The sequence below is a fragment of the Chitinophaga sp. RCC_12 genome, from assembly GCF_041360695.1.
Classification (GTDB): Bacteria; Bacteroidota; Bacteroidia; order Chitinophagales; family Chitinophagaceae; genus Chitinophaga.
Genome location: NZ_JBFUPS010000014.1, coordinates 72,270 through 85,499 on the forward strand (window position 1 = coordinate 72,270; position 13,230 = coordinate 85,499).

At 46.9% G+C, this 13,230-nt stretch carries 16 protein-coding genes; 3 read left to right on the forward strand and 13 right to left on the reverse strand.

Annotation, left to right across the window (positions count from 1 at the left end; all coding sequences use genetic code 11):
- The first annotated feature begins 421 nt into the window (after positions 1-421).
- Positions 422-1,744, forward strand: a complete 1,323-nt coding sequence (locus AB6805_RS29900; protein WP_370913108.1) for a saccharopine dehydrogenase C-terminal domain-containing protein — start codon at positions 422-424, stop codon at positions 1,742-1,744.
- A gap of 87 nt (positions 1,745-1,831) precedes the next feature.
- On the opposite strand, the gene AB6805_RS29905 is transcribed toward AB6805_RS29900, so the two are convergent.
- From AB6805_RS29905 to pdhA, 7 genes are all read right to left on the reverse strand, one after another.
- Positions 1,832-2,509: an NAD-dependent deacylase gene (locus AB6805_RS29905; RefSeq protein ID WP_370913109.1), complete on the reverse strand. Its 678-nt coding sequence runs from the start codon at positions 2,507-2,509 to the stop codon at positions 1,832-1,834.
- Between the two features lie 10 nt (positions 2,510-2,519).
- A complete protein-coding gene (locus tag AB6805_RS29910) occupies positions 2,520-3,386 on the reverse strand; it encodes a DUF4349 domain-containing protein (protein WP_370913110.1) in 867 nt (288 codons plus the stop codon).
- A 107-nt stretch (positions 3,387-3,493) separates the two neighbouring features.
- A complete protein-coding gene (locus AB6805_RS29915) occupies positions 3,494-3,907 on the reverse strand; it encodes an EVE domain-containing protein (RefSeq protein WP_370913111.1) in 414 nt (137 codons plus the stop codon).
- A gap of 34 nt (positions 3,908-3,941) precedes the next feature.
- Positions 3,942-4,661: a (Fe-S)-binding protein gene (locus AB6805_RS29920; RefSeq protein ID WP_370913112.1), complete on the reverse strand. Its 720-nt coding sequence runs from the start codon at positions 4,659-4,661 to the stop codon at positions 3,942-3,944.
- 25 nt (positions 4,662-4,686) lie between these two features.
- Positions 4,687-5,187, reverse strand: a complete 501-nt coding sequence (ribH, locus tag AB6805_RS29925; RefSeq protein ID WP_370913113.1) for a 6,7-dimethyl-8-ribityllumazine synthase — start codon at positions 5,185-5,187, stop codon at positions 4,687-4,689.
- 65 nt (positions 5,188-5,252) lie between these two features.
- A complete protein-coding gene (locus tag AB6805_RS29930; protein WP_370913114.1) occupies positions 5,253-5,951 on the reverse strand; it encodes a tol-pal system YbgF family protein in 699 nt (232 codons plus the stop codon).
- Positions 5,952-6,071: 120 nt separating this feature from the next.
- Complete coding sequence (pdhA, locus tag AB6805_RS29935; RefSeq protein WP_370913115.1) at positions 6,072-7,064, reverse strand: pyruvate dehydrogenase (acetyl-transferring) E1 component subunit alpha; 993 nt, start codon at positions 7,062-7,064, stop codon at positions 6,072-6,074.
- Positions 7,065-7,292: 228 nt separating this feature from the next.
- Between pdhA and AB6805_RS29940 the strand changes: the two genes are divergently transcribed.
- Positions 7,293-8,372 carry a DNA replication/repair protein RecF gene (locus AB6805_RS29940; RefSeq protein WP_370913116.1) on the forward strand — a complete coding sequence of 360 codons (1,080 nt, stop codon included), beginning with the start codon at positions 7,293-7,295 and terminating at the stop codon, positions 8,370-8,372.
- Between the two features lie 81 nt (positions 8,373-8,453).
- Entirely contained in the window at positions 8,454-8,741 is a 288-nt protein-coding gene (locus AB6805_RS29945) for a DUF721 domain-containing protein (protein ID WP_370913117.1), read from the forward strand.
- 3 nt (positions 8,742-8,744) lie between these two features.
- Here AB6805_RS29945 and AB6805_RS29950 read toward each other — a convergent pair whose 3' ends face one another.
- The 6 genes from AB6805_RS29950 to AB6805_RS29975 form a co-directional block, all read right to left on the reverse strand.
- Positions 8,745-9,254 (reverse strand): DUF4252 domain-containing protein, encoded by a 510-nt coding sequence (locus AB6805_RS29950; RefSeq protein ID WP_370913118.1) that lies wholly within the window; start codon positions 9,252-9,254, stop codon positions 8,745-8,747.
- A gap of 18 nt (positions 9,255-9,272) precedes the next feature.
- Positions 9,273-9,794 carry a DUF4252 domain-containing protein gene (locus AB6805_RS29955; protein ID WP_370913119.1) on the reverse strand — a complete coding sequence of 174 codons (522 nt, stop codon included), beginning with the start codon at positions 9,792-9,794 and terminating at the stop codon, positions 9,273-9,275.
- Positions 9,795-9,828: 34 nt separating this feature from the next.
- The gene (locus AB6805_RS29960) at positions 9,829-10,302 is read right to left on the reverse strand and encodes a hypothetical protein (RefSeq protein ID WP_370913120.1); all 474 of its coding nucleotides are present in this window, start codon (positions 10,300-10,302) and stop codon (positions 9,829-9,831) included.
- A complete protein-coding gene (locus AB6805_RS29965; RefSeq protein ID WP_370913121.1) occupies positions 10,292-10,807 on the reverse strand; it encodes an RNA polymerase sigma factor in 516 nt (171 codons plus the stop codon). Before AB6805_RS29965 ends, AB6805_RS29960 begins: the two co-directional genes overlap by 11 nt.
- Positions 10,808-11,060: 253 nt before the next feature.
- Positions 11,061-12,116, reverse strand: a complete 1,056-nt coding sequence (locus tag AB6805_RS29970; protein ID WP_370913122.1) for an ABC transporter permease — start codon at positions 12,114-12,116, stop codon at positions 11,061-11,063.
- A 6-nt stretch (positions 12,117-12,122) separates the two neighbouring features.
- A complete protein-coding gene (locus tag AB6805_RS29975) occupies positions 12,123-13,205 on the reverse strand; it encodes a BT_3928 family protein (RefSeq protein WP_370913123.1) in 1,083 nt (360 codons plus the stop codon).
- Positions 13,206-13,230 lie beyond the last annotated feature (25 nt).

Sequence of the window (13,230 nt, forward strand, 5' to 3'; positions counted from 1 at the left end):
TGTGTGTTGATTTACAGTTTTTTCTGCGTAAAACAGATAAAGGCAAATATAGCCATTTCAGCCCTTATTCCGGCCTAAAAATCAAAGAATGTGAATAAAAAACGCCATAGGGATTAACGCTTATATTGCAATATCGATATATGATTGATTTACACAATGAATGACAACCATTTATATAGCATTTGTGTTATAGTAAAACAACCCTGATTTTGATTTAATTGCAATATGTTAAGACGCATTAATATATTAGAATATAAATATTGGCAAAGTATTTGTTTCTAAGAGGCTGATAATCAATTGTTCGAATCAACGGAAAACATATATATAATAAGAACAAATCCGAATTTGCTTAAAAATTCGAACATTAGTATAAAAAGTGCTGTTATTCCCCTGATTCTTAATCACTTTTCTAAAGAAGACTATGAAGAACATACTGTTGTTTGGAGCCGGTAAATCGGCCACCAGTTTGATCGACTATCTGTTGGCAAATGCACCGAGGCAAAAATGGCATATCACTGTAGCCGATCATGATCTTTCGCTCATCAAATCCAAAACAGGAAAATCATATTATGCTACCCCCGCTGCACTCGATATTAAAGACAGCGCGGCCAGACAACAACTCATCCGGGATACCGATCTTGTCATCTCCCTGTTACCCGCCACCCTGCACATTTTAGTGGCCAAAGATTGTCTTACTGAAAAAAAGAACCTCCTCACCGCTTCCTATATCGACGAAGAAGTACGGCAACTGCAACCCGAAATTGAAAAAGCAGGGTTGCTCTTCATGTATGAAATGGGACTGGACCCCGGTATCGATCACATGTCGGCCATGAAACTCATTCATTCCATCGAAAAGAAAGGCGGACAGATCTTCTCTTTTAAATCCTACTGCGGGGGCCTTATCTCCCCCGACAGCAACGATAATCCCTGGCAGTACAAGGTATCCTGGAATGCCCGGAACATTGTAATGGCAGGCGTTTCCGGCGCTACCTACAAAGAAAAAGGAAAGGTAAAGGAACTTAGCTACGAACAACTGTTTGATCATACCAAAACGATCCAGGTACCCGGCTTTGGTAAACTGGCCTTTTACCCCAACCGTGACTCACTGGGATATATGCAGGCGTATAAGCTGGAAGAACTGGCCACTTTTATGCGCGCCACCCTCCGGTATCCCGACTTCTGCGAAGGCTGGAACGCCCTGATGAAGCTGGGCCTGACAGACGACGGTCATAAGATTGCCACGGATAAACTTACGTATACTGAGTGGGCCACTACATCCGTTAAAGAAGGAACAGGTACCCCAGAAGAGAATATGGCCCAGTTCCTGGGCGTTAGCACCAAGTCCAAAGTGATCCGCCAGTTAAAATTCCTGGGATTATTAAATACAGAAGTCATAAATTTAGGGGAGCAAACCAACGCAGGCGTTCTCCAGTTCCTGGTGGAAAACAAACTTAAAATGGAGCCCGCCGATAAAGACATGATCGTAATGATGCACGAGATTGAGTTTGAACGCCGCAACATGGCCACCAGGATGCACAGTTACATGATTGTTCAGGGCGAAGACAGCATACATACCGCAATGGCTAAAACAGTGGGACTTCCGCTCGGCATCATGGCCAAAATGATTCTCCAGGATAAGGTAACATTAACAGGACTACAAATACCGGTAATGCCGGAAATATATAACCCCGTTCTAAAAGAATTAGAGGAGTATGATATCAGATTTGAAGAAAGCTTTGAATAAGCGCAAAGTTATTTTTTTCCTATGATGGACTCTAACCGGGCACAAGGACTTGTGATACCTCCCCTGAAGTGGGGAGGTTTTTTATTTTTACAGGATACTTAATAATTCCAGCACGCCTTCTGTAGCGGGCTTTTCAATCAGGTGCAGGTTATCCGCTTTTCCTACTTCGGGAATTTTCCGGTCGATGATATACACCGGCACGTCCGGTTTTACATACTGCAACAGGCTGGCGGCGGGATATACCTGCAGGGATGTTCCCACCACCACAAACACATCGGCCTCCCATACTTCCCGCGCAGCCTTTTCAATCATAGGCACCGCCTCGCCAAACCAAACGATGTGCGGGCGCAGCTGTCCGCCGTCTTCTGCGAGGTCGCCCATTTTAATATCCTCCCGGATATCATAGATCAGCGCTTCGTTATTCACGCTGCGCATCTTGAAAATTTCCCCGTGCAGGTGTAGTACCGTAGTAGAACCTCCTCTTTCATGGAGGTCGTCAATATTCTGGGTAATGATCCGCACATCATACTTTTCTTCCAGCTTTGCCAGGCCTGTGTGTGCAGCATTGGGAAGCGCCGCCTTCACATCCTGCCGGCGGCCATTGTAAAAGTCCTGTACCAGGGCGGGATTCTTCTCCCAGCCTTGCGGAGAAGCCACTTCATACACATCATAGCCCTCCCATAATCCATCCGTGTCTCTGAAAGTCCGGAGGCCACTTTCTGCGCTGATGCCGGCTCCGGTCAGCACCACCAATCTTGGTTTCATGTGAATTCGTTTATAGGTTTACGTTAGCCGGGGTTTTACGGGATTTCCATCTCCCTATTCCTCTTTTTATAAAAATAAAAATAAAAACAATACCAACAATCAAAGGCCATGCACTCAATATACCCAAAGCAAAAGATAAAAGCCCGTTCCAGCCATCTTTAAACGACAACCACGAGCGTTGCAGGAATCCCGGCGACTGCGGATCTGTATTGGCAAACGTCTGGTAATACTCCAGGCTGATATTGCTGTACGCCACATGATGGTCCATGTACTGCAACCGGCCCTTTGCGGATTCTATTTCTTCACGGATGCCTTTCAGCTGTGCCTCCACTTCCAGTATTTCTTTTACATTCTTCGCCTGCTGCAGGATCTGCACATAACGCTGTTCTACTGCCAGCCGTGCTTTCATGCGCGCGTCGAGGTCAACATATTCCTCCGTTACATCAGTGGAGGTAATACTTTTTTCATCTACCCGGGAGGCGCCGCCGGTGAGGCTTTCCACGCATTGTTCAAAAGCGGCCGCCGGCACTTTTATGGCTACCTCATTCCGCCATTGCATACTGGTATTTTCCTGTTTTTCACTGGCAATGTAGCCACCGTACTTTTTAACTGTATCGGCTATACGTTTTTTACAGGCTTCAAAGTCGGAAGTGGAAAATCGGAGCACCGCATTTTTTATTATTTTTTGAGAGATGGGTAAGGCAGGTGCCTGATCAGCTTCGCTTTCAGACAGGGGAAGCTCGTCGCTGGCTACTGCGGCGGCAGTCATGTTGGCTTCCGTTTGTTTGAATTCAGTTGCAACCGGCGCGCTATGGTTGCGGCAGGCCGGTAATAGGGCCACTGCTGCGCAAAGGGCTAATATGAAGGGATGTTTCATGAGCTGGAATTTTCTCTATGATGAACATCTTTCACGAATTCCATAAACGGCGAAGGTTATCTTCCATAAGAAAGATAACCTTCGCCGTTCATATCTCTGGTAAGTACCTACTTCTTCATACCACCCATTTCCATGATCGCCTCAAACTCTTCGGGCTTCACATCACACACGGATAAGCGGCCCTGGCGGATAAGCGACAGGTTGGCTAATCTTTTTTCAGTTTTCATTTGTGCCAGCGTCACGGCCTTTTTAAATGGCTTTAATGGTTTAAGATCTACCACCACCCAGTTTGGATCGGGTGTAGTGGGATCCTGGTAAGCTTCTTTGGCAACAGTGGCCAGGCCTACTATTTCCATCCCTTCATTGCTGTGATAGAACAGTACCTGGTCGCCTTTTTTCATGCCCCGGAGGTTGTTGCGCGCCTGGTAGTTGCGCACACCATCCCAAAAGGTGATCTTATCTTTTACAAACTGATCCCAGGAATATTTAAATGGCTCAGATTTCACCAACCAATAATTCATATAGCAATTAATTTTCGTAATCAGATAGTTGGAATTACCAGCCGCTGGCCAATACATCTGCAATGTGCATCACTTTGATGTTGGTACCGTGTTTACGGATATAACCATCCAGGTGCATGAGGCAGGAAAGGTCGGTGGAGATCAGGTAATCGGCTCCGCTGGCAACGGCGTTGTTTACTTTCTGTTCGCCCATTCCCATAGAAATGGGTTCAAACTTAACGGAGAAAGTACCGCCAAATCCGCAGCATACTTCGGCGTCGTTCATCTCTTTCAGCTCCAGTCCTTTTACTTTTTCCAGCAGTTTGCGGGGGCCTTCTTTGATATGGCATTCCCGCAGTGCGCCGCATGCATCGTGATAGGTGGCTACGCCGTTGAGGGTAGCTCCCAGGTCTGTTACATGCAATACGTCGGTAAGGAATTCGGTAAATTCGAAGAGGTTTTTCTTCAGCAGTTTCACATCATTATGTGCGGCTGAATTATCGAACAATTTGCCATAGTAGTTTCTTACAAAACCGGTACAGGAACCGCTGGGAGCAACGATGTAGTCGAAGGTTTTAAAGTCCTTTACAAACTTGGTAGCTACGGTACGGCATTCATCCTGGTACCCGGCATTGTAGGCCGGCTGACCACAACAGGTTTGTTCCGTGTTATACATTACATTACATCCCAGTTTCTCGAGTACCTTCACCATATTGAAGGCGGTTTCAGGAAACAGCTGATCTACAAAACACGGTATAAATAACTGTACATTCATCTCTATAGCTTTTAGCGATTAGCCCTTAGCTCTTAGCTAACTTTCTTTGCAATGCAATCATTTTCAGTGCAGTAATGGCAGCTTCTTCCCCTTTATGGCCATGGGCCCCGCCGAGTCTGTCCTGCGCCTGCTGTTCGTTATCTACCGTCAGAATTCCAAATATAACAGGAACGGGTAACTGAAGGTTCAGTTGAAGGACACCTTCTGTTACGGCTTTACACACATAATCGAAATGAGGTGTTTCGCCACGGATCACGCAACCGAAAGCAATAATAGCGCCAGGCTGCTTGCCGGTGCCTTTGGTGGTTTCCCAGTATTGCTTACAGGCGTAAGGTAGTTCGAAAGCGCCAGGTACAATTATTTTTTCTGATTTGGTGATGTTATACTGTTTGAGGGCCTTTTCGCAGCCGTTTACCAGTTCATTCACGATGGCATCATTCCATTCGGTATACACCATAACAACACTGGCATCCTCCAGGTTGAGAATGCCAGCGTCATTTAATAAGCTCTTATTGTGCTCGGACATATTCTATAGCTTTGGGCTGTTGGCAGTTAGCTGTCAGCTAAAAACTAACAGCTAACTGCTAATAGCTAGTTCTTTACATCTCCCAGTCTTGCCAGGTATTTATCCATTTCACGACCTTCGTTGGTGGTAGGAAAATTCTTTTTGATTTCCTGATAGATAGCGATTGCTTCCTGCGCCTTACCAGCTCTTTCCAGGGCCTGGCCCGCACGGAACAGGTATACGGGGGCAGTCAGTTCATTATCGTTATAGTGACCTGCTTTCTTGTAGGATTCAATACCTTCTTCAGCTTTATTCAGCTCCATGTAAGCGTCGCCGATCAAACCGTAGGCAGTGGGTTGCAGCAGCAGATCATTTGAACTAAAAGATTTCAGCATGTCGATACCTTTCTGGTATTCGCCCAAACGGATGTAGCAAACGCCCGCGCTGTATTTAGCGAGGTTGCCGGCTTTGGTGCTGCCGTATTTATCTGCTACCTGGATGAAACCGTAGTTATTACCGTCGCCGTTCAGTGCCAGTTTGAATGAATCTACCGCGAAGTAGTTTTGCGCATGAAAAATCATTTCCTGTGCTTTATTTTCATTAGGCTGTTTTACAAAACGGTTATAAGCGAAGAAACCGCCTACCACTACTACTACAGCCAATACGGCTATAGAAATAACATTTTTGTTTTTATAGAAGAAATCTTCCGCCTTGTGCATGGATTTCTCCAGGTCAAAATCTTTTGTAGGTTGAGGCACGGTGGCTTTATCTTTAGTTTCTGCCATTGTAAGGTGTAATTGTGATTGCTTGGTTATTAAATATAGGGTTTAGCTTTAGGCTTTAAGCCTTTAGCAGATGCAGCTTTGCTACATTTACTAAAGGCTTAAGGCAGATAGCTAAATACATTAGTCAACGATGAATGGATAATCTTCCTGAACGTAAACGTCTTTCAGCAATTCATCATCGGCTGGCCACGGAGATTCTTCTGCGAATGTTACACACTCTTCAACTTCCACTTTTACGCGTTCGTTGATTGCTTCAATTTCTGCTTCGGTAGCCCATTTATTTTTCTGAATAACTCTCAGTACTTCGTTGATCGGATCTTTCTCCTTGTATTCTTCGAGTTCTTCTTTTGTGCGGTATTTAGCGGGATCACTCATAGAGTGACCACGGTAACGGTATGTTTTGATTTCCAGGAGGGTTGGACCGCCGTTTTCACGACCGCGTTTCACCGCTCTTTCGATACCATCGTGTACTGCTTCGCAGCTCATACCATCGATAGAATCGGCCGGCATTTCGTAAGCATCCGCCAACTTATAGATATCCAATACGTTGGAGGTACGTTCTACAGAAGTACCCATGGCGTACATGTTATTTTCACAAATGAAAATCACAGGGAGCTTCCAGGTCATGGCCATGTTAAAGGTTTCATGGAGGATACCCTGACGGGCAGCGCCATCACCAAAGAAACACAACACGACGTTGTCTGTTCCTTTGTACTGCTCTGCAAGTGCCAGTCCGGCACCTGTACCTATCTGAGCTCCAACAATACCGTGGCCACCGAAGAAGCCATGTTCTTTGGAGAAAAAGTGCATGCTGCCTCCCTTTCCTTTCGAACAACCGGTTGCTTTACCATACAGTTCAGCCATACAAGCTTTAGCGGAAATTCCTTTTGCAATTGCCAGTGCATGATCGCGGTAGGCCGTGATGAATTTATCCTCCGGCTTGGTAGCTGTCATCGCACCAGCAGCAATTGCTTCCTGTCCTATGTACAAATGACAAAAGCCACGGATTTTTTGCATCCCGTACAATTGGCCTGTCTTTTCTTCAAAGCGGCGCAGCAAAAGCATCAATTCATACCAGTACAGATATGTCTCTTTGGTGAATTTCGTCTTCACGTCTGTTTTAGTTTGCACTCTTTCTAAATTTGTTCGCAAATATAACAGGAAAATCGTAAAATATAAATATCAATTCTAATTCCCATTAAATTATGCAATTTCATCAATTTCAAACAGTTTTGCATTTATTTGCACGGGAATCACAGGGAAGTTCCCATTAGAGCGGTTTTTTATCACTTATACAATTGATAATTTTCGCATATTATTATTTACGAATAATCTTTTTCTTTGCTTTATATAAATAAAATATTACTCGTCCAGTTCAAAAACTACAGCCAGGCGACCTTTTCCTTCGGGCACAGGATCGTGGGCATCACCGGCCGCAACGGTGCCGGCAAAACAAACCTGCTGGACGCCATCTACTACCTTTGCTTCACCCGCAGCTATTTTACCAGCAGCGAAAGTCAGAATACCCAGTACCTGACCAACGGCTTCCGGCTGGAGGGCTATCTTGAAAAAAATAACCAGGAAGAAAAAATCGTCTGTACCCTCAAAGATGGCCGGAAAGAGGTGAGTCTTAACGACGACCGGTACGACCGCTTTTCCCGGCACATCGGGCAGTTTCCAGCCGTCATGATCGCCCCGGACGACGCGGACATCATCCTGGGAGGCAGCGAGGAAAGGCGTAAATGGCTGGATAGTCTCCTCTCCCAGCTGTATCCCGAGTACCTCGACCACCTCATCATCTACCAGAAAATATTATTACAGCGGAACACGCTCCTGAAAAATATGGCCGCTACCGGGCAGAACCAGGACAGCCTGCTGGATGTATTCGATCTGCAGCTGGTAATGCATGGCGTACCGGTGTACGAAACCCGGAAAGCCTTTCTGCAAACCTTTATTCCGCAGGTACAGCGCCTGTACGATTATATTGCCGGCACCCACGAAGTGGTAAATATCCAGTACCAGTGCACCCTGCAGGAAGAAGATTACGCGGTGCAGCTGCACCAGTCCAGATACCGCGACATGCAGTTACAGCGCACTACTACAGGTATTCACCGCGACGACCTCCTTTTTTTGCTGAACGGCCACCTGATGAAAAACAGCGCTTCACAGGGGCAGCGCAAAAGCTTTTTGTTTGCCCTGAAGCTGGCGCAGTTTGAAGTGATCCGTCAGCATAAAAAATTTCCTCCGCTCCTGTTGCTGGATGATATATTCGAAAAGCTTGACCAGGAAAGGGTGAGCCGCCTCATTGCCCTGGTAGCCAGCGATAATTACGGCCAGGTGTTCATTACCGATACACACGCAGGGCGCCTGCAACAGGCATTTGCAGGCACCGGCGAAGCCATACAGCTGATAACAATATAGCTTTTAGCTTTCCTCCGTAAAGTTGATCACCAAAAGCTAAAAGCCCGTCACAGAGAACCAAAAAATCACTAGCTTCGCACCATGCGTCATGGAACCACCAGTATCGGAGATGCGCTCCGGGAATTTATGAATAAGAGCAGGATGAAACCCCGTCTCACGGAAGTACGCATCCAGGAAAACTGGGAGAAACTGATGGGTAAAACTATTGCCCGCTACACACAAAGCATCCAGCTGATCGATCATACACTGATCGTTACAACTACGGTGGCGCCGCTAAAACAGGAACTAACTTATTCGAAAGATAAGATCATCAAGCTGGTGAATGAAATGCTCGGGGAGAACATTGTAAAGGAAGTGATGATCCGGTAGGTATCAGTTGGAGGCAAACTGGTGAATCAGTTCGTTGATATCGCTCATTTTCAGGGTGGTTTGGAGGTTGACGATCAAAAAGTCATTTTCGTCCTGCACCAGCATCACCACATTACCCAGTTCATCGTCTTTCCCTTTGTTGAGTATATGGATCAGGCTTCCCTTTTCCCTCACTTCCATCAGCAAATCAAAATTTTCATTCCGCTGCAGGTTACTTTTCAGATCAGCGATATCGTCGTTGCTCACCGTGCCGCCTTTCACATTGGAAATGGTGTACATCTTTACTTTGCGCACATTTTTAAGCGCATGTTTCATTGTCTGGGCATCTGCATCTTCACTATCAAACGACAAGCATAGACTTCCAAGCCGCATAGCGAAATTGCCAAAGCTGATGGTATGTGTTTCCGCGCTTCCCCTGTACTTGTTACGGAACTCCCGCAGGCATTTATCCTGGGCCTTTACAGCAGTGGCAGACAACACGATACAACTGGCGGCAATGAGTAATGATTTCATGGGGGTGGTTTTTAAAAGTTATTTCTTCTTCACATTTTTTAGTTTATCCATTCCCTGGATATTCACGCCGTTGGCGATCTGTGATATTTCATTGAGGTCCATGGTGCCTACGAGGCTCATGGCCAGGAACTGATCGGAACTGCCTACGAGCATGACCAGTTCATTGATATTTCCTTTCGCATCTTCTTTGACGAGGAACTTCAGGTCGCTGTCTTTGTCGCGTACTGTCATCAGCTCTTCAAAGTCGCTGCCCAGGAAGGCCGCGGCCTCTTTGTATAACCGGGGACCATCTTTCGTGGTTTCCTTTGTAAGGATACGGAGTCCTTTCAGTTTCTGGATCACCTTCATCATGTTTTTGGCATCTGCATCGCCGGCATCTACTTTGGCGAACATGCTGAACATCTTGGGTGTGATAGTGATCACCGTGAAACTGCGATCGTTCTCGTACTTCTGGAAAAACCGTTCTATGACGCTTCCCTGCTGCGCGAAGAGGTGAAAACTGGCAAAGACTGCCAATAGTAATAACAAGAATCGTTTCATCTTTCTAAATTTATATCAGGTTTTAAAATGGCCGTTAGTCTTCCTTGCCTTCTACCACAGCAGTAGCTTCATTGAAATAAGACAGCTGCTGCATCTTTGAGGTGCCTTTGTGCAGGTTTTTAGCCAGCAGCTGTAAAGCCCTTTTGGTTTCGTCCAGCGCTTTCTGCGGATCGTTCAGTTCCTGCTGCTCCAGGGCTACCAATACCTGTTGTTCACGCTGCTGGTGCTGTTTGAGCGCATAACCGATGCCTACCGCCACCATGATCACGGCCGCATACTTCATCCAATGCCGCCAGGGCGACAGCTTCACCACTTTTACCGGCGGCGCTTCCCATACTTTTTCCGCCTCCCGGTGAAAATACCCGAACAAGGGCGCTGCTTCCTGCAATACTTCCGGCAGGGCTGAATGTGGCGTACTGAAAAAATCCCGCAACACCGCTTCCTCTTCGAGGGAAGTTTCTCCTTCCCAGTACTTTTCCACCAATACAGTGATTTCTTTATAATCCATATACCTGCAGGTTTTGTAGTTTCTCGCGTACCGTTTTACGGGCACGGTGCAAATTCACTTTAACGTCGTTCATGTCTATATCGAGTATGTCGGCGATTTCCTGGTAGGAATGCCCGTCGATATCCCTCAGTTGAAGGATGGTGCGGTACTTTTCCGGCAGGGCGTTGATAGCCACATGCACTTTTTCCATTACATCGTTCTGTTCTGTTACCGCATGGGGACTTTTCTGCTGCGTTGCCGGCAGCTCTCCTGCCCTGTCCAGTTCATCAGACATCCGGTATTTCCTGGCTTTGATTTTATCCAGGGCCAGGTTCCGGGTGATGCGCATGCACCAGGCCTCCATGTTTTGCAGTTCCGCCATCTTCTCCTGCATGTCCCAAACTTTCATTAGGGCATCCTGGGTGATATCCTGCGCGTCTTCCTCGTTGCCCAGCAGGCGGAACGCAAAGCGGTAAAGCTTTGGCCTGACTGGAACTACCTGGGTAAGGAATCGATCTAATGACATGCAGAATAGTGCGTTTTGAAAGAAGACGACTGTAAAAAGAAGATGTTACAAAGATGCCGATATTTTTTTGCGAATTTTGTCTTTCTCGCTGATTACGCTGATTATACTGATTTCGGGGATTTTGTTTTTTTGATTTTATAAAGGATTAAGGAGATAAGTGGAGATATCCGCTTTTATAATCTAAAAAATCCAAAAGACAAAATCCCCGAAATCAGTATAATCAGCGTAATCAGCGAGAAAGACAAAATCCGCGTTAGTCGAGTTTGATCCGCGGGTCGATGAGCGTATAGAGCAGGTCGGCCAGCAGGTTGACGATCACGAAGATGCCGGCCGTAAAGAGGATGGCTCCCATTACCACGGGGAAGTCGAATTTATCCAGCGCCTCCACGGTTACTTTGCCGATGCCTTTCCAGCCGAAGATGTATTCCACGAAGAAGGCGCCTGCCAGCAGTTCAGCGAACCAGCCGGTGATGGCGGTGATCACCGGGTTGAGGGCGTTGGGCAATGCGTGCCGCCAGATCACTGCGGAGCGGGAAAGGCCTTTGGCGTAGGCCGTGCGGATATAATCCTGGTGCAATACATCCAGCATGGCGCTGCGGGTGAGCTGCACGATGATGGCCAGCGGGCGGATACCAAGGGTAATGGCCGGCAGCACCAGGTTGCGCAGGTTAAGCACCCTGCCTTTGAACGGATCCACATCAAACAGGTTGCCGGACATGTGCAGGCCAGTATAATCGCTGAGTACAAAGCCAAAAAGATAAGCCAGCACGATGCCGGCAAAAAATGAAGGGGCGGAAATACCCGCCACACTGGCGAATACTGCACCAGTATCCATCCAGGTATTTTGCTTTACCGCCGATAATACGCCCAGGGCGATGCCGGTGATGGTGGCAAACACCATCGCAGCTATGGCCAGCAGCAACGTACCCGGCAATGCCTCCGTTAAAATATCCCACACCTGTTTTTTTCCCTGGTAAGAGCGGCGGAGATAGGGTGCTTTCAGCACCAGGAGTTTATTGTTTGATATATGCGCCACCGTTAGATAGCGGAGATTTTCATCCGCTTCCTGTTGGGTATGAACCCCAACCGGCAGCAGGTCGTTCAGGTAATAGAGGAACTGCGTCCCCACCGGCTGGTCGAGATGCAGTTCCCGGCGCACGTTTTCCAGGGAGGCCACGTCGGCCCGCTGCCCCAATGTAAGCCGCGCCGGATCGCCGGGCAGCACATTGAACAGGAAGAACACCAGCACCACTACGCCGAGCAGTACCAGCAATCCGTATCCGGTTTTACGAAGCAGAAAACGAAGCATATATTATTATGGTATATCGTTATAGTGCCATTTCCCTTTAATGGTACCTTTGTTCAGCAGGATCAGTGCAGGGTTACTTCTGCCGGCGGTTTTAATGGCTACGCCATCCATCTGCACAAATGGAAACTCCAGGCCATGTTGTTGTTTGAAGGCAGCAATTTCTTCTTTGGTGGAAGCGGTTACTCCATATATAACTACCTGCTGGTTTTTCCATTGCTGTTGCAGGGCTTTTATTTTTTCGTCCCATCCGCTGCCGGCCTTTTGAGTATTCAATACCAGGAAGAGATATACCGGTTTGGTTTCAGACAGGATGGCTTCCGTTTGGTTCACCCCATCGAGATCGGTGAGAATGAAATCCTTGATGGCCGGTTCTGCATTTCCTTTCTTCACCAGTTTATCTTTACGGTCCACAAACTTCCAGGTACTGTCTGACCACGGGTAGTTGTCGGCAGTAAATTCTTTCTTCTGCCCATCCTTTTCATAAATGAAGATCATCTCATACACGTCTGGCGTAGCGCCCGGCGGCAGTTTCATCTTCTCCGGAATATTATTACCTACTTTATACGGCAGGCAATCGAAGAGCGGAAGGTGTTTTAAAGTATACCGCTGGATACCAAAGGCGAATAAGGCCGAGAGCAACAGTACCGCGCCGGCTCCTTTAAAGAGTGGCTGTATGGTGTTCCGGTAAAAGAAGATCACGAGGATCATCACCAGCAGGATCACATCTTTCCAGAAGGTTTCCTCAGCGGTGAGTTTGATACAGTCGCCGAAACAGCCGCATTCACGGATGGTACCGCTGAACAGTGCATAGCCTGTAAGGAAGGTAAAGAATATTATGAGCAGCAACAGCAGTACAGAAAAGACCCGCATGCGGTAGCCGATGAGCACTGCTACGCCGGCAATAATTTCGAAGGCATTCATGATAATAGAAAATGCCAGGGAATAGGGAGAAAGGAAGGTAAGGTGCAATACCTCGAAAAACTCCTCCATTTTATAGCTGAGTCCTAACGGATCATTGGCTTTAATCAGACCTGAGAAAATGAATAACACCCCAACGATTATACGTAACAGGTTAAGGATAATCTTCATAAAATAGTTTAATGGTTAAGTGATC